Raw genomic sequence first — 17755 nt, forward strand, 5'->3', positions numbered from 1 at the left:
GCATAAAATCGGCAGTTCCGGAGAGTTGGGTGAGTGGTTTAAACCAGCAGTCTTGAAAACTGCCGACGTGAAAGCGTCCGTGAGTTCGAATCTCACACTCTCCGCCAGCAACCCGGTATTCACGCGGGCTTGCGAGCAGGGCGGATACTTTGCCCCTTTTTTGCCCCCTTTTATTGTTGTGCTGAGCTGGTTCGTTTTGGACTGCTTTGCACAAGCGTGGTTGACTTCCAGCGGGGCAGATGACACGGGACTGCCTGGCCCCCGCCTGCGCAAACGGCAATTGGACAGGTCCGGGCGAAAATCGGCCACGCCAAGTCCACTCTCTTGCCCTATCCGATTCGCCAAGCTCTCGTGACGTCCACCGAACTCAAGGGCTTCATCCTCACTCGCCACTGGCGGGATGCTCCCGCCGGCACGGAGATCGAGTACTGGCTGGCAACAGATGCGGGGCCGGTGAAAGTGGTCCTGACCTCCCAGACCTCCGTCGCATTCGTCGCAACCCGGCACAGGGCGGCGGTAGAAGCGCACCTCATGGCCATGCCAGGCCTGCAGATGCGTGAGCTCGAGCTGAAGACTTTTCATCAGGAACCCGTCACTGGTGTCTATGCGAAGCACTTCCGCCAGCTCGGCCGGTTGATGCGTGCTCTCCAGGCACAGGGCGTTCCCTTGCTCGAAGCCGATGTGCGCCCGCACGATCGCTACCTGATGGAACGGTTCATCACCGCTGGCGTGCTGGTGGAAGGAGGGCGGGCAGACCGCTCCACCATCGTCGACTGCAAGCTCAAGCCAGCGCCCGAGTTCCGGCCGGTGCTGAAGGTGGTGTCGCTGGACATCGAGACCAGCCAGCACGAAGCGCTCTATTCGATTGCGCTGGACGGTACGCAAGACCGTGTCGTGTTCATGCTGGGCGAGCCGCCACCCGAGCCGAGCGAGCAGTCATCAGGGTCGGGTGGGCCCATGGACTTTTCGCTCATCTATTGCCCGACCCGCAAGGCCATGATCGAGAAGCTCAACGACTGGTTCGAGCGAAACGACCCGGACGTCATCATCGGCTGGAACGTCATCCAGTTCGACCTGCGAGTGCTTCAGAAGACAGCCAACGAGTGTGGGACGCAGCTCCTTCTGGGGCGGGAGCGGCGGCCCATCGAATGGCGCACCCATCCGGGCAAGCAGGGCTACCTGTTCGCGCCCATGCCCGGCCGGGTGATCATCGACGGCATCGACGCCCTCAAGGCCGCCGTGTGGAGCTTTCCCTCCTTCAGCCTGGAGACCGTCTCGCAAACGTTGCTGGGCGAGGGCAAGGCCATCGGCGACGAGTACGACAAGATGGCGGAGATCGAGCGGCGGTACCAGGAAGACAAGCCCGCGCTCGCGCTCTACAACATCCGGGACTGCGAGCTGGTCCTGCGCATCTTCGACAAGGCGAAGCTGCTGCAGTTCGTGATGGAGCGGGCCCAGACCACAGGCCTGCAGGCCGACCACTTCGGTGGCTCCATCGCCGCGTTCAGCCACCACTACCTGCCGCGGATGCATCGCCAGGGCTACGTGGCGCCGAACGTGGGCGAGATTGCGAGCAAGGCCTACCCCGGCGGCTACGTGATGGACTCGAAGCCGGGGTTCTACGACTCCGTCGTGGTGCTGGACTACAAGAGCCTCTACCCCTCGATCATCCGAACCTTTCTTGTCGATCCGGTCGGCTTCATCGAGGGCTCGAACGCTGGCGACGCGACCATGCTCGTCAAGGGCCCGCAGGGAACTGTCTTCTCGCGCGAAAAGCACTGCCTGCCGGAAATCGTGACCACGCTCTGGCGCGCCCGGGACGAGGCCAAGCGGACGAAGAACGAGCCGCTGTCCCAGGCCCTGAAGCTGCTCATGAACTCCTTCGCCGGCGTGCTGGGTGCAGCCGACTGCCGTTTCTTCAATCCCAAGCTGGTGTCCGCCATCACCCTTCGTGGCCACGAGATGATGAAGCTCACGCGCGAATTCGTGGAAGACCGGGACTACGAAGTCATCTACGGCGACACCGACTCCATCTTCATCTGGCTCAGGCGTACCCACACCAACGAGAACGCGCACGCCGTCGCGACCACCTTGGTGAGAGACATCAATGCGTGGTGGACGAACTCCCTTCGCGAGGAGCACGGCCTGCAGAACTTCCTCGAGATCGAGTTCGACACCCACTACAAGAAGTTCTTCATGCCGACCATTCGCGGCTCGGACGTGGGCAGCAAGAAGCGGTATGCGGGCCTGAGCGTCGACGCCAACGGCAAGGAAGAGATGGTCTACCGCGGTCTCGAGATGGCCCGCAGCGACTGGACCCCGTTGGCGCGCCAGTTCCAGGAGGGCCTGCTTTCGCGCATCTTCCACGACGAGCCCTACAAGGAGTTCGTGACCGACTATGCAGAGGCGCTGCTGGCGGGCAAGATGGACGACCTGCTCATCTACAGGAAGCGCCTGCGCCACCGCCTCGATGCCTACCTGGTCAACGTACCGCCGCAGGTACGTGCGGCAAGGATTGCCGACGATCACAACAGTCGGGTCAACCGACCCAGGCAGTATCAGAACGGCGGCTGGATCCGGTATGTCATGACTCGCAGCGGCCCTGAACCCATGGAGATTCGTCAGTCCCGAATCGACTACGAGCACTACCTGACCAGGCAGCTTCAGCCGATTGCCGATGCCATTCTTCAGCCCATTGGAGAAAGCTTCATGGCTTTGACGACGTCACAACGCGGGCTCTTCTAGCGAGATCGAATGGAAGTGCTCAAGACCTCCTCAGCTTTTGAGGCGGCCGGTTGCCACTTCGACTGCGCGCTCCAGGAGGCAGCGAGTGCAGCCTCAGCCCCAGCGCGACCCAAGCGTAAGATTCCAGACTCCCCCTACAGACTCAAGAGAGGTCTCGTGCCTTCAATCGTCTCGGTCAATCAGCTTTCCAAGACTTACGCGTCGGGATTCCAGGCACTCAAGCGTGTCGATCTGGACATCCACCAAGGAGAGATATTCGCGCTGCTCGGCCCCAACGGGGCGGGCAAGACAACGCTGATCAACATCATCTGCGGCATCGTCAACCCGAGCGAAGGCACGGTGCTGGCCGATGGGCACGACATCGTCACCGACTTCCGGGCCGCACGCACGAAGATCGGGCTGGTGCCCCAGGAGCTGGCCACCGACGCCTTCGAAACCGTATGGGGCACGGTGAGCTTCAGCCGCGGCCTGTTCGGCTACTCGCCCAATCCGGCCCATATCGAGAAGGTGCTTCGCGATCTTTCCCTCTGGGACAAGAAGGACTCCAAGATCATGGCGCTTTCGGGCGGCATGAAGCGTCGCGTGATGATCGCCAAGGCCCTGTCGCATGAACCCCGGATTCTTTTTCTCGACGAGCCCACCGCCGGCGTCGACGTGGAGTTGCGGCGCGGCATGTGGGAGATGGTGCGCAAGCTGCGGGAAAGCGGCGTCACCATCATCCTGACCACGCATTACATCGAAGAGGCCGAGGAGATGGCCGACCGCATCGGCGTGATTCGCAAGGGCGAGCTCATCCTGGTGGAGGACAAGGCCGCGCTGATGAAAAAACTCGGCAAGAAGCAATTGACGCTGAGCCTTCGGAACGCGCTGGCTGCCATTCCCGAAGCACTCGTCGGCCGCTACCAGCTCGATCTGGCCGACGACGGCCACTCGCTGATCTATACCTTCGACAAGCAGGGCGACGACAACCAGATCGCCGGCCTCTTGCGCCAGCTCGGCGAACTCGGAATCGATTTCAAGGACCTGCACTCCTCCGAAAGCTCGCTGGAGGAAATCTTCGTCAGCCTGGTGAGGGGGCAAGCATGAACATGTACGCAATCCGCGCCATCTACCTGTTCGAGATGGCGCGCACGTGGCGCACGCTGATGCAGAGCGTGGCCTCGCCCGTGCTCTCCACGTCGCTCTATTTCGTCGTTTTCGGTTCGGCCATCGGCTCGCGCATGGTGGATGTCGACGGCATCGCCTACGGCGCCTACATCATCCCGGGCCTGGTGATGCTCTCGCTGCTGACGCAGAGCATCGCCAATGCCTCGTTCGGCATCTACTTTCCCAAGTTCTCGGGCACGATCTACGAGGTGCTGTCCGCTCCCGTCTCGTATGTCGAGGTCGTGTGCGGTTACGTCGGCGCGGCGGCGAGCAAGTCGATCATCCTCGGAGTCATCATCTTGATCACCGCCCGGTTGTTCGTGTCGTACGAGATCGCGCACCCGCTGTGGATGGTGGCGTTCCTCGTGCTCACCGCGGTGACGTTCAGCCTGTTCGGTTTCATCATCGGCGTCTGGGCTGACGGCTTCGAAAAGCTGCAGATCATTCCCTTGATGATCGTCACGCCGCTGACCTTCCTCGGTGGGAGCTTCTATTCGATCAACATGCTGCCGCCGTTCTGGCAGAAGGTCTCGCTGTTCAATCCGGTGGTCTACCTGATCAGCGGGTTCCGGTGGAGCTTCTACGGCGTCTCCGACGTGAGCCTGCCGATCAGCATGAGCGTGACGCTGGTTTTCCTGGCGCTGTGCCTGATCGCCGTGCGCTGGATCTTCAAGACCGGGTACAGGCTCAAGGTTTGATTGGGTGTGTAACTACTCGGCCGCCTCGTCTTCCTCTTCGTCGTCGGCTTCTTCAGCGCGGCGAACCGTCACGAAGTTGGTAGCGTCTTCCACGAACGCCATGAGCTTTTCGTCGGGCGCCATTCCGCGCACTTCGGTCTGGATGCCGTCGCCATTCTTGTAGTCGACCTGCACCAGCGCAAAACAGGCCAGCGGCTCTTCCATTTCTCCTTCATCGCCGCCGTCGTACACAGCGACCCACCCTTCGGCGGGCATGATCTGAAGGATCTTCACGTCTTCCATCGAGTTACTCCAAGTTCAAACAAAGATTGCGCGGCGCAGCATATCCCATGGAAAGGGCCCCGAAGGGCCCGGGATCGGCACGCAGGATCAATCGCCATGCATGCAGAGACAAGAGAAATGGCACCCCCATTTCTAGAATTGCCGCAAAAGGGGATTTCAGACGAGAAGATTTCTTCCGTCGAACGAGGGGGCGGCGAGGGGGCGGCAGGCCCAGACATCCGGTGCGTGAACCTTGGGGGAGGTTGGTAATGCAGGGCCTCATCGACGCGCACACGCATGCCGCCGATCGGTGCTGTCCACTGCCAGTGCCACTTTCCCCGGAGCTCAGGGCAAACGAGGGCGGCTTCAGTCGAGCCGGGCGCGGCGACATGGCTGCCGGGCCTTCACATCCCGAAGGCCGTCAACCTGCTCGCGCGTAGCGGCGTGAAGCCCTCAGCCCTGCTTGCGCATCGCGAAGCAAGCCCCGGCCACGAGGATGAAGGCTCCGATGATGACCTTCTGCCAGGTGCTGGGCACTCCCGCCAGGATCAGCACGTTATTGATCAGCGTGACCAGCACCACGCCGAGCAGCGTGCCGCCCACGGTGCCGCTGCCGCCGGTGATGCGGGCGCCGCCGAGGATCACGGCGGCGATCACGTCCAGTTCGTTGCCCACCAGGTCGAAAGGATTGGCCAGCCGCGTGCTCGACACATGCACGATGCCCGCCAGGCCCGACAGGAAACCCGCGTACGCGAACACGAAGACGTGAACGGTGCGCAGGTTGTAGCCCAGCCGCTCCGCGATTGCCAGGCTGCCGCCGATGGCGTACACCGCGCGGCCGATCAGCGTGCGGTTCAGCAGCCACCAGGTCAGCACCGCCGCGCCAGCCAGCACCAGCACGGTGGCCGGCAGCACCGCGTGCAGGCCCTGCGGCGTGTCGAAGCGCCAGAGCGCGAGCTTGCCGAAGGCATCCATCGGCAGCGGCACGTTCATGAAGAACACGGTGCCGACAAAGGTCAGCAGGATGCCGCGGTACAGGTACTGCGTGCCGATGGTCACGATCAGCGAGGGCGCCTTGAGCCAGTGCACCAGCAGGCCGTTGAGCACGCCGAGCACCGCGCCGCTGGCCGCACCCGCCACCAGCAGCAGCGCGATCGGCGCTTCCGGAAAGTAGTTCAGCACGAGCTTGGTGATGCTGTACATCGTGAGCGCGGCAATCGCCGCGAACGACACGTCGATGCCGCCCGCGGCCAGCACGATCAGCACGCCGAGCGCGAACAGGCCCAGCACCGTGCAGGCGCGCACGATGTCGAACAGCACCGGCAACTGGAAGAAGCTCGGGTTGATCGCGCCCACCACCAGGCTCACCAGAACGATCAGCGCCAGTGTGAAGACCGAGGGGCGCTGCGCGAGCCAGTGGCGCCAGGACGTGCGGGCCCGGGGCTCGGGCGCTGCGGGCACAGCGGTGGTGTGCGCTTGCATGGTGGAAGCCGTCATGAGAATGCGGGAGAGGGGGTGTCGGAAACCAGCGCGCGGTACAGCTCGCTTTCGGCCAGCCCTTGCGCGTCGAAGTCGTGGGCGATGCGGCCCTTGCGCATCAGCAGGATGCGGTCGCAGTTCTGCAGCAGTTCCTGCAGGTCGTCGCTGACCAGGATCACGCCCAGCCCCTGCTCGGCCAGCCGCTGCACGATGCGGTAGATGGTGTCTTTCGAGCCGACGTCCACGCCCACGGTCGGGCCGTGCAGGATCAGCACCCGCGGATCGATGGCGAGCCAGCGGCCGATGAGCACGCGCTGCTGGTTGCCGCCCGAGAGCGACTGCACCGGGCGGTCCACGTCGGGCGTAGCGATCTGCAGGTCGGCCACGGTGCGTTCGGCCAGCGCCTGGCACTGGCGCGCATCGAGCGCGCCGAAGCGCCCGCGCAGGCGGCCGAGCACGGCCGTGACGATGTTGTCGCGGATGGGCTTGTCGAGAAAGAGGCCTTCGCTGAGCCGGTCTTCGGGCACATAGCCGATGCCCTGGCGGATGCCGTCGGCCGGTGTCTTCAGCGTGATCTCCTTCGCTGCGAGCGAGATGCGGCCGCGGTCCGCGGCCTGCACGCCCGCGAGCGCCATCGCCAGCTCGTTGCGCCCCGAGTCGAGCAGCCCGGTGATGCCCAGGATCTCGCCCTTGTGCAGCGTGAAGCCCACGTCGCTGAATTGCGTGCCGCGGCCCAGCGCCTCGACCTCCAGCAGCACGTCGCCGTCGTGCGAGCGGTGACGGTAGCGGGCGCCGTCGAGCTGCTTGCCGGTCATCCAGTGCGCGAGCTCGGCCTTGGTGAAACCCTTGATCGGTCCCTGCGCGACCTTGGTGCCGTCGCGGAACACGATGGCCTGGCCGCCCATGGCCATGCACTCGTCGAGCTTGTGGCTCACGAACAGCACCGCCACGCCCTGCGCGCGCAGCGCCTCGACCACGTGCACGAGGTTGTCCACTTCCTTCTGCGTGAGCGAGGTGGTGGGCTCATCCATGATGACCATGCGCGCGCGCGTGGCCACGGCGCGCGCGATCGCCACCAGCTGGCGCGTGGCAATGGGCAGTTCGTCGACGCGGCGCGCCAGGAAGGCGGCGTCGGTCGGCAGCTTCACCGTCTCCAGCGCACGCACGGCCGTGGCCGCGACCGCCTTGCCGTCGAAACAGCGCGCCAGCTTGCCGCCGGTGCTCACCAACTGCTCGCTGAGCGCGACGTTCTCGGCCACGCTCATGTTCGGCAGCAGGGACAGATCCTGGTAGACCGTCTCGATGCCGAGCGTGAGCGCCTGAAGCGGCGACAGCGCATCGTGCGGCCTGCCGTCGATCACGATGCGGCCCTGGCTCGGCGGCTGCGCGCCCGAGATGATCTTGATCAGCGTGCTCTTGCCGCAGCCGTTCTCGCCGAGCAGGTGGTAGATCTCGCCGGCCTCGATCGTCAGGTCGATGCCGCGCAGCGCGTGCACGCCCGCGAAGCGCTTGTGCACGTCCTGCACCTCGAGAAAGACGCGGCGCCCCGCCGGCGCGGCCGGAAAGTGCGGAACGGGCGTGGAGGGCGCTGCTGCAAGAGTCATGGTTCGCAGGCTCAGAAGGCGTACTTCTTGTAGTTCTGCTTGTCGACCTCGACCCAGGCCTGGCCCGTGACGACGATGCCGACGCCCGGTCCCTTCTTGACCGAGACCTTGTTGTAGCCCGGCACGCCCATGTCGGTGCCGTCGGTGATGGTCTTGCCGTCGATCAGCATCTTGGCTGCCTTGTTCATGACGAGGCCGGCATCCTTCGGGTCCCAGAAGGCAATGCCGCCGACCGCGCCCGACTCGAGGAACTTGGCCGCCTCGCTGGGCAGGCCCGTGCCGAACACGCAGACCTTGCCCTGCAGGCCGGCTTCTTCCACGGCCCGGCCGATGCCCAGCACGTCGAGCGACGACGAGCCCTGGAAGCCCTTCAGGTCGGGGTGCTTGCGCAGCATTTCCTTGGCCTTGCCGTAGGCCTTCTCGGCGTCGTTGAGCGATTCGTTCTTGGCATCGACGAGCTGCATCTTGGGGTACTTCTTCGCGTTCGAGGCGCCGCCGTCGGCCCACTGCACCTGCGACTGGCTGCCCAGCGAACCCACCAGCGAGGTCCACTTGCCCTGCTGGCCCATGCAGGCCGCCAGGCGCTCGTTGATGCGCGCGCCGTAGGCCGTGTTGTCGAAGGCTTCGATGTCGACCATGGTGTTTTTCTGGTTGTCGGCCTCGTGCGTCACGACCTTGATGCCGCGCTCCATCGCGCGCTTGAGCACCGGCTCCAGCGTGGGCGGGTCCATCGAGACCACGGCGATGGCGTCGACCTTCTTGGCCACCAGGTCTTCGACCAGGCGCTGTTGCTGCGCGGCGTCCGACTGGGCCGGGCCGATCTGGCGCGTGGTCACGCCCGGCGTGCTCGCGCCGAATTCCTTCACCCCCACTTCCATGCGGTTGAACCAGCTGATGCCGGTGATCTTCACCACGGTGACGATGTCTTGCGGCTTGCCCTGCGCGTGCAGTGCCGAGGCGAAGGCCACGGTGGTGAGGGCGAGTGCGGTGCAGGCGATCTTTGTTTTCTTCAGCATGTTGTCTCCTAGCCCTCGGGGTTTCTTTGCGTCGCGCCAGGAGGGAGCTGGTGCGGCGGTGCGCTGGAGCGCGAAGTGGAAAGAAAGATGCGCAGGTCCTGCAGGCCGAAGCGCCCGTAGGCCAGGAAGAACAGCAGCAGCAGGCCCCAGGCGCAGTCGCGGAAGAAGTTGGAAATGCCCAGCAGGTTGAAGGTGCTCGACAGCAGCTGCAGCGCCACCGCCGAGAAGAACAGGCACACCATGCGTCCGTAGCCGCCCTGCGGCCGCACGCCCGCCATCACCGTGATGAGGATGGCGATCAGCAGGTAGGAGTTGCCGTAGTCCGACTTCACGCTCGCGGTGCGCGCGGCAATGATCACGCCGGCCACGGCTGCGAGGAATCCGCACAGCGCGTAGGTCGCGATCAGCATGCGGGCCTGCGAGATGCCGGCGTAGCGCGCTGCCTTGGCGTTGGTGCCGAGCAGGAACAGGCGGATGCCGAAGGGGCTTTGCCGCAGCAGCCAGCCGACGGCCAGCAGCATCACGAGGAAGATCACGAACGGAATCGGCACGCCCAGCACCATCTCGTTGCCGATGGCCGAGAGCGCCTCGGCATCGCCCACGCGCAGGCTGGAGCCACCCGTGAGCACCACTGCCAGGCCGGTGTAGAGCAGCTGCGTGCCCAGCGTGCAGAGGATGGGCGTGAGGCCCGCCTTCGCGATCAGCACGCCGTTGAGCAATCCGCCGGCCAGGCCCACCGCCAGCGCGATGGCGGCGAACCAGCCGGTGTAGAGCCAGGGCGACACATCGGGTGCGACCAGCTGCGGCGCGAGGGTGGCGGCCACCACGCCCGCCAGGTTGGCCAGCGCCACGCCCGACAGGTCGATGCCGCCGTTGCCCGAGATCATCGACAGCGCCACGCCCATGGCCAGCAGGCCGAGTTCGGGCAGCTGGCCACCCATGGACTGGAAGTTGTAGACGTCGAGAAAGTCCCCCTTGGACAGCACCGTCGCCACCACGAGGATGAGGACGTTGATGCCGACCAGGAAGTTGAGTTCGCGGTCTGAAAACCTGAGCTTCATGGGCAGGGTCCTGTCAGGCGACGCGGGCCAGCAGCGCATCGACCTCGGCGCGCGTGGGCATCGAGGGCGCCGTGCCGGCACGTGTCACGGAGATGGCCGCGACCGCCGCGCCGAAGCGCGCCGCCTCGCGGGCGGTGGCGCCCTCGGCCAGCGCGGCCGCAAAGCCGCCGTTGAAGGCGTCGCCCGCGCCGGTGGTTTCCTTCACCGCGCCGGCGCGGAACACCGGAATGTGCTCGGAGCCGCTGGCGCTGTGCAGCAGGGCGCCCTTGTCGCCGAGCGTGATGAGCGCGCAGCCCACGCCCTTGGCGAGGAAGAAGTCGCCCGCGCGGCGCGCGTCCTCGATGGTTTCGACGGGCATGCCGCTCAGGGCTGCGGCTTCGTGCTCGTTGGGCGTGATGTAGTCGCACAGTGCGTAGAGCGCGTCGTCGAAGGGCAGGGCGGGCGCGGGGTTGAACACGGTGAGCGTGCCGGCCTCGCGGGCAATCTCCAGCCCGCGGCGCGCGGCGGCGGCCGGCTGCTCGAGCTGGGTGACGAACACGCGTGCGCCGCGGATCGCATCGGCTGCCGCGTCGACGTCGGCGGCGTCGATCAGCATCGCGGCGCCTGGCACCACGATGATGGCGTTGTCGCCGGTGACTTCATGAACGTAGATGAACGCCGCGCCGGTCGGCTGCGCCGTCACCTGCGGCGCGCGCGGCGTGATGCCCTCGCGCGACCACAGGGCGAGCGCGTCGTTGCCGAAGGCGTCCTGCCCCAGCTTGGAGATGAACGTGACCCCGGCGCCTGCGCGTGCGGCTGCCACGGCCTGGTTCGATCCCTTGCCGCCCGGGCCCATTGCGAAGCCAGAGCCGGCGATGGTCTGGCCCACGCCCGGAAGGCTGGACGCGCGAAACGCAAGGTCGGCAACGAAGATGCCGAGCACGGCGACGCCGTGCTGCCTGGAAGTGAGGACGGTCATGGGGTCAGGCCTGCGGCGCGAGCACGCCCTTTTTGAAGATGAAGCAGCCGTAGAAGCGGCGCTCGCCGGTGGCGATCACGCAGTAGGCGCGGCGCGCGGCTTCATAGAAGGCGAAGCGTTCGATCGAGCCCAGCGGGCGCGCGCGCCCCTCGGCGGCGTCGATCTCGCGCTGCATTTCCTGCTGCACCGGCGGAATCTCGTGCGGCTGGCCCATGATTTCCATGCGGCGCGCCGGATCGTCCACCGCCTCGTCGAGCGGCAGCACCGACAGGATGGCGCGCGCCGCTTCCGTGGTGCCCACGCCGTCGATGCGAAGCAGCCGGCCCAGCGTGGTCTGGCGCGCCACCGAGTCGGCCGGAAAGTTGGCATCGCACAGCACCAGTTCGTCGCCATGGCCCATGGCGCGCAGGGCGTACAGCACGTCGGCATTGAGCAGCGGATGGATGGACTTCAGCATGCGGACTCCTGGCGATGGAACGGTTCGGTTGGCTGCGATCTTAGGGAAAGAAAACGTTTGCGCAAACGTTTGCTATTGAGGGATTTCCCTTGGTTTTCGAGGCTTTGGAAGCACTGACAGCGCTCATTCGCCATAGGGGATCCAGATGTTCTTGACCTGCGTGGCATGCCGCAGGAACAGCGGGCCTTCGGCCGCCACGCCGTCGTGCCAGTCGGTGGCCAGGCCGTGATCGACCAGCGTGCGCTTGAGGTTGCCGATCGACAGCCGCTCCGCGGTGCGCGACAGCTCCTTCGCACCGAAGACCCACAGCGCATCGACGTCGTCGTGCTCGGCCAGCGTCTGCGCAAGGCCGGCGACAGGGCCGGTCACGAGGTTGACCACGCCGGCCGGCAGGTCGGAGGTTTCGAGCACCTGGTAGAAGTCGGTCGCGATCAGCGGATGCTTCTCGCTCGGCACGATCACCGTGCGGTTGCCCATGGCGAGCAGCGGCGCGAGCAGGCTCACGAAGGACAAGAGCGGCGCTTCGTCGGGGCACACCACGCCGACCACGCCGATGGCCTCGATGGTGGCCAGTGCCACGCCGCGCAGCGGCGGCACGTGCACCGTGCCTTCGTACTTGTCGGCCCACGCACCGTAGGCGAAGAGGCGGCTCACGGCGGCGTCGACTTCGGCCTGTGCGGCGCGCGCGGCCGCGCCGGTCAGGCTTGTGAGGCGCGCGGCGAATTCGCCGGCGCGCGCCGAGAGGTTTTCGGCCAGGTAGTAGAGCGCCTGCGCGCGGCGGTGCGGCGTGGCGCTCGACCAGCCCGTGGCGGCGCGCGCGGCGGCCACGGCGTTGCGGATGTCCTTGCGGTTGCCGGTGCCCACCTCGCCGAGCCGCTGGCCGGTGGCGGAGAACACGGGGTGCGAGAGCTCGCCATCCGGGCGCACCTGCTTGCCGCCGATGAACAGCTTGGCCGTGCGGTCGATGGCCGGAAGCCCCGCGGCGACCGGTGCCTTGTCTGCCTCGTTCGCAGCTTGGGCAAATGCAGTTGCCGAACGCGGCTTGCGCTCGGCCCATGCGCGCGGCTTCAGGTATTCGTAGCAGCCCTCGCGTCCGCCTTCGCGGCCGTAGCCCGATTCGCGGTAGCCGCCGAAGCCCACGCCCGCGTCGAACAGATTGGTGGCGTTGACCCACACCACGCCGGCCTGCAGCTGCGGCGCGATACCCAGCGCAAGGCCGATGGTCTCGCTCCACACGCTGGCCGCGAGACCGTAGCGCGTGTTGTTGGCCAGTGCCACGGCCTCGTCTGGCGTGCGGAAGGTCATGGTCACCAGCACCGGGCCGAAGATCTCTTCGGTCGCAACGGTGGAGGCAGGGTGCACACCCGTCAGCAGCGTGGGCGGAAAGAAGCTGCCGCCCGCTGGCAGCGCGCCCGGCGGCTGGTAGCAGACTGCGCCTTCGCGCACGCCGGTGGCCACCAGCGAACGCACGCGTTCGAGCTGCGAAGGGTCGATCAGGCTGCCGATGTCGATCGCCTTGTCCAGCGGCAGGCCCACGCGAAGGCTCTGCATGCGGCGCTTGAGGCGTTCGATGAAGTCGGCCGCAATGCCCTCCTGCAGCAGCAGCCGCGAGCCGGCGCAGCACACCTGGCCCTGGTTGAACCAGATGGCGTCGACCACGCCTTCCACGGCGGCATCGATGTCGGCGTCGTCGAACACGATGAAGGGCGACTTGCCGCCCAGCTCCAGCGTGAGCGACTTGCCCGAGCCGGCGGTGGCTTCGCGGATCAGGCGGCCCACGTCGGTCGAGCCGGTGAAAGCGATCTTGTCGACACCTTCGTGCGCCACCAGCGCCGCGCCCGTGGCACCGTTGCCGGTCACCACGTTCAGCACGCCGGCGGGCAGGCCGGCCTGCGCCGCGAGTTCGGCGAACAGCAGGGCGCTCAGCGGCGTGAACTCCGCGGGCTTGAGCACCACCGTGTTGCCCAGCGCCAGCGCGGGCGCGATCTTCCAGGCCAGCATCAGCAGCGGGAAGTTCCAGGGAATGATCTGGCCGATCACGCCCAGCGGCACCTGGTCGGCGAACTCGCGCTCCTGCAGCTGGGCCCAGCCGGCGTGGTGATAGAAGTGGCGCGCCACCAGCGGCACGTCGAGGTCGCGGCTCTCGCGGATCGGCTTGCCGTTGTCCAGCGCCTCGACCACCGCGAGCAGGCGCGCATGGCGCTGCACCATGCGCGCCAGGGCGTACAGATGCCGTGCACGGCCGTGGCCGCCGAGCGCCAGCCAGCCGGGCTGCGCGGCGCGCGCCGCGGCGACGGCGGCGTCCACGTCCTGCGCGGACCCCTGTGCGATGCCGGCGAGCCGCTGGCCGGTGGCTGGTTCGGCCGTGTCGAAATGCGGGCCGGCCGATGCGGGGGTGAAGTGCCCGCCGATGAAGTGGCCGAAGCCTTCTGCATGGCGCGAGAGCCATTGGCGGGCGTCGGTGTCGCTCTCTGGCGCGGGGCCGTAGTCCATGGTGTCGAAATAGCGTGCGACGCTGCTGTTGCTGCTCATCGGGTCATCCGATCGGGTGGCGGTGGAAGGCCGAGTAGCGGCCCGTGACGTGGTGTTCCAGCTGGCGCTCGATGTCGGCCAGCAGGGTGGAGGCGCCGATGCGGAACAGGTCGGGCTCGAGCCAGGCGCGGCCCAGCTCTTCCTTCATGAGCACCTGGTAGTCGAGCGCGGTCTTGGCGGTGGAGACGCCGCCGGCGGGCTTGTAGCCCACGCGAAAACCCGTGCGGGCTTCGTACTCGCGGATCATGCGCAGCATCACCAGCGTGACCAGCGGCGTGGCGTTCACGCCTTCCTTGCCGGTGGAGGTCTTTATGAAATCGGCGCCGGCCATCATGCAGACCATCGAGGCCTTGGCGACGTTGCGCAGCGTCTTCAGTTCGCCCGTGGCCAGGATGGCTTTCACGTGCGCATCGCCCGCTGCCAGGCGAAAGTCGCGCATCTCGTCGTAGAGCTTTTGCCACTGCCCGGTGAGCACGTGTTCGCGCGTGATGACGATGTCGATCTCGGCCGCGCCGTCGCGCACCGATGCTTCGATCTCCTTGAGCTTGAGCTCGTGCGGAATCAGCCCCGCCGGAAAGCCCGTGGACACCGCCGCCACCGGAATGCCGATGCCCGCGAGCGCATCCACGGCCGTGGCCACGAAGCGGTGATAGACGCAGACCGCGCCGGTGTGCAGCGTGCGATCTGCAAAGCCCAGCGCAACCAGCAGGTCGGGGCGCACGGGGGTCACGGCCTTGGCGCACAGCCTGCGCACGCGCTCGGCCGTGTCGTCGCCGTTGAGAGTGGTCAGGTCGATGCAGGTGATGGCCTTGAGCAGCCAGCCGGCCTGCGCATCTTTCTTGACCGAGCGGCGACCGGGCAGCGTGGCCACGCGGCGTTCGGCGGCCGAGAGGTTGACGCGGATGTTGTCGAACCAGCCGGTGTCGAAGGGTTGCGCGGTGTTGCGCGCGATGGTGTGCGGCTTCTTGTCGGGCGCCGTCGCCGCGGCGCCGGCAACGGCAGCCGGGGGCGAAGCGGCCGCGACGGTCGAGACGGGGCGCGAGCGCACCGCGCCGCTGGCGCGAACGAGGGAAGTGGAGGTCATGGAGTGAAGGGCGCCGGGGCGCGCAGGCGCCGCGTGAGCGGCAGGCAGGCAAGGGGCATGTCTTTGTCTCCGATCGTTGTGCAGACCGCCGTGCAGGGCCGGTGGCGCATTGGTGTGAATGTTATTTCAATAACATTTATCTGCGCAAGATGTTTTTGAAATAACATTTTTGATGCCCGATACTCAGGCTTGTGGACCAGAGGAACCAGAACATGCGAAAGACCGCCGGCGCCGAGGCCCGGGCCTTGCGCCTTGCAAAGATGCAGGAGCTCGTCGAGGCCGGCGGACCGTTGCCGATCAAGCAGGCCGCCCAGCGGCTGGACGTGACGGAAATGACGATCCGCCGCGACCTGTCGGCCGCCGATTCACCGCTCACCGCCCTCGGCGGCTACGTGCTTGCGACCACGCTGCCGGGCGCCGACAGGTACTCGCTCGACGAGGCCAGCGACCAGCACGCGGCGCACAAGCGCGTGGCCTGCGAACGCGCCGCCACGTGGGTGCAGGCGCACGACAGCCTGTTCATCGACTGCGGCACCACCATGGTCCATTTCGCGGAGGCCTTGCCGCCCGACATGCCATTGAGCGTGGTGTGTTACTCCACGAACATCGCGTCGATCCTCAGCCGCCGGCCGAACACGCAGTTGATGCTGCTGGGCGGGCTGTACCACGCGTCGTCGGCCACGTTCTTTTCAGACGAGGGGCTGCAATATCTCAACCGGCTGGGCGTGAACAAGGCCTTCATCTCGGCCGGCGGACTGGACCTGGAGCGGGGCGCGAGCTGTTCCAATTTTCACGAAGTACCGGTGAAGCAGGCGGCGATCCGCAGCGCGTCGCAGAGCTTCCTGATCGTGGATGAAAGCAAGCTCAATCGCCTGAGGCCCGCTTTCTTCAGTCCGCTCGATGCGTTTGCGCGCATCGTGGTGGGCGGGGCGCCCGTGCCGGGCCTGCGCAAGCAGTTCAAGGATCTGCCGATCGAGTTTGCGCGGCCCACAACCGCTTGAGATGCCGGGCATCGCAGGCCCGCAATCCACGTGGCCGCCGCGCAGGCTTTGCAGCGCAGGACGGAGTGAGGAAAGGAGAGGCCCTGCAGACATTCGGCATCGGCGAGACAATTGCTGCGCCTTTGTCCGCCCGGCGGGTGGCGGCAACAAATCCGAACCCTTCCGCGCATGTCAATCCCGCCCGCCGCCTCGACCTCTTCCCCCACGCCTTCGTTCTCTCTTTGGCGCATCGCCGTACCGGCCTTCGCCCCTTCGCTGTTGTTCGGATTGGGTGAGGGCGCCATCCTGCCGATCGTGCCGCTGACCGCGCGCGGCCTCGGTGCTTCCGTGCCCATGGCCGCGCTGGTGATCGCGATGATCGGCATCGGCTCGCTGCTCAACAACATCCCGGCATCGATGATCACCATGCGCTGGGGCGAGCGCTGGGCCATCGTTGCGGCGGGTGTGTGGAGCGGTCTTGGCATGCTCCTGTGCGTGCTGACTTCGCATCTCGGCCTGTTCGCCACGGGGTGCTTCATGGTGGGCATGTCGCAGGCGGTCTACAACCTCGCGCGCCAGAGCTACATGACCGAGGCGGTGCCCATCGAATACCGCGCGCGGGCGCTGTCGACGCTGGGCGGCGTCATGCGCATCGGCATGTTCGCCGGGCCTTTTCTCGCTGCCGGGGCGGTGCATGTGTTCGGCCTGTCGGCGGCCTATGTGGTCGGCATCGTGGCGGTGATGGCGGCTGCGGCCATCGGCGCGCGCATCCCCGACCTCGAGGCGCCGCCGCTCCCGGCCGGGCAGGCGGCGCCGGCTTCGACGTCCGTTGTCTCGACGCTGCGGGATCACCGTCATGTGTTCCTCACGCTCGGTGTCGGCGTGGTGCTGGTCAGCGCAGTGCGCGCTTCGCGCCAGGCCGTGATCCCGCTGTGGGCCGACCACCTGATGCTTGCGCCCTCGGTGGCCTCGCTGATCTACGGCCTGGCCGGTGGTGTCGACATGCTGGTGTTCTACCCGGCCGGCAAGGTGATGGACAGGAAGGGCAGGCGCTGGGTCGCGGTGCCGTCGATGCTGATCATGGGGCTGGCAATGCTGCTGATGCCCCTGACGTCCGGCGTTCTCACGCTGTTGATCGCTGCACTGGCGATCGGCTTCGGAAACGGTATCGGCTCGGGAATGATCATGACCCTCGGCGCCGACCACTCGCCGCGTCACGGGCGCGCGCACTTCCTCGGCATATGGCGTCTGATGTCCGACATCGGCTCCTCGTGCGGCCCGGCGTTGCTGTCTCTGCTGGCGGGCGGCCTGTCCCTTGCCGCGGGAATCGCGGTGACCGGACTGATCGCCTTCGCTGCGGCGGGGACGCTGGCGTATTGGATTCCGCGCCACGGGCGCTGAATTCCACAAATTCGGCGGTGGTCAATTGCATGACCCGCCAACTCGCACCAGGCCTGAGGGTCTCTGATTCCGCGCTCGCAATCAGGTCGGGGTAGAGCCGTGCCTCAGAGGATTCATTGATTCCGTGAATCTATTGCTGCCGAAAAACGGCGCACTTGACGCAGAAATTTCCGTCCAGGACTTCCCCGGCAGAACTCCATCTCCAATTTCTAAACAGGAAATTCCGGAGGCGAAGCTCTGCGCGAACCGATCTCCACTCGCTGGATGGCAAGGCCGAAGGTCTATCCGCAAGCTGCATTCCTAATTCTTTTCTAATTAGTTGCTAATCGTCTT

The 17755-nt window shown here is 66.2% G+C and carries 14 protein-coding genes and 1 tRNA gene; 6 read left to right on the forward strand and 9 right to left on the reverse strand.

What is annotated here, in order from left to right:
* The first annotated feature begins 19 nt into the window (after positions 1-19).
* The 4 genes from BMW87_RS31540 to BMW87_RS31555 all read left to right on the forward strand — a co-directional run bounded on the left by BMW87_RS31540 (position 20) and on the right by BMW87_RS31555 (position 4589).
* A tRNA-Ser gene (locus BMW87_RS31540) sits at positions 20-107 on the forward strand.
* A 244-nt stretch (positions 108-351) separates the two neighbouring features.
* Entirely contained in the window at positions 352-2745 is a 2394-nt protein-coding gene (locus BMW87_RS31545) for a DNA polymerase II (RefSeq protein ID WP_093081885.1), read from the forward strand.
* Between the two features lie 9 nt (positions 2746-2754).
* Positions 2755-3831, forward strand: coding sequence for an ABC transporter ATP-binding protein (locus BMW87_RS31550; protein ID WP_093081841.1), 1077 nt, complete (start codon positions 2755-2757; stop codon positions 3829-3831).
* Entirely contained in the window at positions 3828-4589 is a 762-nt protein-coding gene (locus BMW87_RS31555; protein WP_093059616.1) for an ABC transporter permease, read from the forward strand. Before BMW87_RS31550 ends, BMW87_RS31555 begins: the two co-directional genes overlap by 4 nt.
* Positions 4590-4601: 12 nt before the next feature.
* Here the strand turns inward: BMW87_RS31555 and BMW87_RS31560 are convergent, their stop codons facing one another.
* The 9 genes from BMW87_RS31560 to deoC all read right to left on the reverse strand — a co-directional run bounded on the left by BMW87_RS31560 (position 4602) and on the right by deoC (position 15041).
* Positions 4602-4871 (reverse strand): hypothetical protein, encoded by a 270-nt coding sequence (locus BMW87_RS31560; RefSeq protein WP_093059610.1) that lies wholly within the window; start codon positions 4869-4871, stop codon positions 4602-4604.
* A 432-nt stretch (positions 4872-5303) separates the two neighbouring features.
* Positions 5304-6347 (reverse strand): ABC transporter permease, encoded by a 1044-nt coding sequence (locus tag BMW87_RS31565; RefSeq protein ID WP_093059604.1) that lies wholly within the window; start codon positions 6345-6347, stop codon positions 5304-5306.
* Positions 6344-7933 carry a sugar ABC transporter ATP-binding protein gene (locus BMW87_RS31570; protein WP_177192887.1) on the reverse strand — a complete coding sequence of 530 codons (1590 nt, stop codon included), beginning with the start codon at positions 7931-7933 and terminating at the stop codon, positions 6344-6346. Before BMW87_RS31570 ends, BMW87_RS31565 begins: the two co-directional genes overlap by 4 nt.
* A gap of 11 nt (positions 7934-7944) precedes the next feature.
* Positions 7945-8949 (reverse strand): substrate-binding domain-containing protein, encoded by a 1005-nt coding sequence (locus BMW87_RS31575; RefSeq protein ID WP_093059600.1) that lies wholly within the window; start codon positions 8947-8949, stop codon positions 7945-7947.
* A gap of 8 nt (positions 8950-8957) precedes the next feature.
* Positions 8958-10010, reverse strand: coding sequence for an ABC transporter permease (locus BMW87_RS31580; RefSeq protein WP_177192888.1), 1053 nt, complete (start codon positions 10008-10010; stop codon positions 8958-8960).
* A 13-nt stretch (positions 10011-10023) separates the two neighbouring features.
* The gene (rbsK, locus tag BMW87_RS31585; protein ID WP_093081843.1) at positions 10024-10968 is read right to left on the reverse strand and encodes a ribokinase; all 945 of its coding nucleotides are present in this window, start codon (positions 10966-10968) and stop codon (positions 10024-10026) included.
* 4 nt (positions 10969-10972) lie between these two features.
* Positions 10973-11425 (reverse strand): RbsD/FucU family protein, encoded by a 453-nt coding sequence (locus BMW87_RS31590; RefSeq protein ID WP_093059596.1) that lies wholly within the window; start codon positions 11423-11425, stop codon positions 10973-10975.
* Between the two features lie 123 nt (positions 11426-11548).
* On the reverse strand, positions 11549-13957 hold the full coding sequence (locus tag BMW87_RS31595) for an aldehyde dehydrogenase family protein (protein WP_093081844.1): 2409 nt from the start codon (positions 13955-13957) through the stop codon (positions 11549-11551).
* Between the two features lie 4 nt (positions 13958-13961).
* Positions 13962-15041 carry a deoxyribose-phosphate aldolase gene (gene deoC, locus BMW87_RS31600; protein ID WP_093081847.1) on the reverse strand — a complete coding sequence of 360 codons (1080 nt, stop codon included), beginning with the start codon at positions 15039-15041 and terminating at the stop codon, positions 13962-13964.
* A 212-nt stretch (positions 15042-15253) separates the two neighbouring features.
* Between deoC and BMW87_RS31605 the strand changes: the two genes are divergently transcribed.
* Together BMW87_RS31605 and BMW87_RS31610 are read left to right on the forward strand one after the other, a co-directional pair.
* Positions 15254-16042 (forward strand): DeoR/GlpR family DNA-binding transcription regulator, encoded by a 789-nt coding sequence (locus tag BMW87_RS31605; protein ID WP_093059624.1) that lies wholly within the window; start codon positions 15254-15256, stop codon positions 16040-16042.
* A gap of 168 nt (positions 16043-16210) precedes the next feature.
* Positions 16211-17422: an MFS transporter gene (locus BMW87_RS31610; RefSeq protein ID WP_093081849.1), complete on the forward strand. Its 1212-nt coding sequence runs from the start codon at positions 16211-16213 to the stop codon at positions 17420-17422.
* Positions 17423-17755: the final 333 nt, after the last annotated feature.

It is taken from the genome of Variovorax sp. OV084 (assembly GCF_900111625.1).
In the GTDB taxonomy this organism is placed as follows: Bacteria; Pseudomonadota; Gammaproteobacteria; order Burkholderiales; family Burkholderiaceae_C; genus Variovorax.

What these genes read in the sequence shown, in the direction of transcription:
- BMW87_RS31550 (WP_093081841.1), top strand. Translation starts at nt 2,755, where the DNA reads ATGGAAGTGCTCAAGACCTCCTCAGCTTTTGAGGCGGCCGGTTGCCAC.
- BMW87_RS31555 (WP_093059616.1), top strand. Translation starts at nt 3,828, where the DNA reads ATGAACATGTACGCAATCCGCGCCATCTACCTGTTCGAGATGGCGCGC.
- BMW87_RS31560 (WP_093059610.1), bottom strand. Translation starts at nt 4,871, where the DNA reads ATGGAAGACGTGAAGATCCTTCAGATCATGCCCGCCGAAGGGTGGGTC.
- BMW87_RS31565 (WP_093059604.1), bottom strand. Translation starts at nt 6,347, where the DNA reads ATGACGGCTTCCACCATGCAAGCGCACACCACCGCTGTGCCCGCAGCG.
- BMW87_RS31570 (WP_177192887.1), bottom strand. Translation starts at nt 7,933, where the DNA reads ATGACTCTTGCAGCAGCGCCCTCCACGCCCGTTCCGCACTTTCCGGCC.
- BMW87_RS31575 (WP_093059600.1), bottom strand. Translation starts at nt 8,949, where the DNA reads ATGCTGAAGAAAACAAAGATCGCCTGCACCGCACTCGCCCTCACCACC.
- BMW87_RS31580 (WP_177192888.1), bottom strand. Translation starts at nt 10,010, where the DNA reads ATGAAGCTCAGGTTTTCAGACCGCGAACTCAACTTCCTGGTCGGCATC.
- rbsK (WP_093081843.1), bottom strand. Translation starts at nt 10,968, where the DNA reads ATGACCGTCCTCACTTCCAGGCAGCACGGCGTCGCCGTGCTCGGCATC.
- BMW87_RS31590 (WP_093059596.1), bottom strand. Translation starts at nt 11,425, where the DNA reads ATGCTGAAGTCCATCCATCCGCTGCTCAATGCCGACGTGCTGTACGCC.
- BMW87_RS31595 (WP_093081844.1), bottom strand. Translation starts at nt 13,957, where the DNA reads ATGAGCAGCAACAGCAGCGTCGCACGCTATTTCGACACCATGGACTAC.
- deoC (WP_093081847.1), bottom strand. Translation starts at nt 15,041, where the DNA reads ATGACCTCCACTTCCCTCGTTCGCGCCAGCGGCGCGGTGCGCTCGCGC.
- BMW87_RS31605 (WP_093059624.1), top strand. Translation starts at nt 15,254, where the DNA reads ATGCGAAAGACCGCCGGCGCCGAGGCCCGGGCCTTGCGCCTTGCAAAG.
- BMW87_RS31610 (WP_093081849.1), top strand. Translation starts at nt 16,211, where the DNA reads ATGTCAATCCCGCCCGCCGCCTCGACCTCTTCCCCCACGCCTTCGTTC.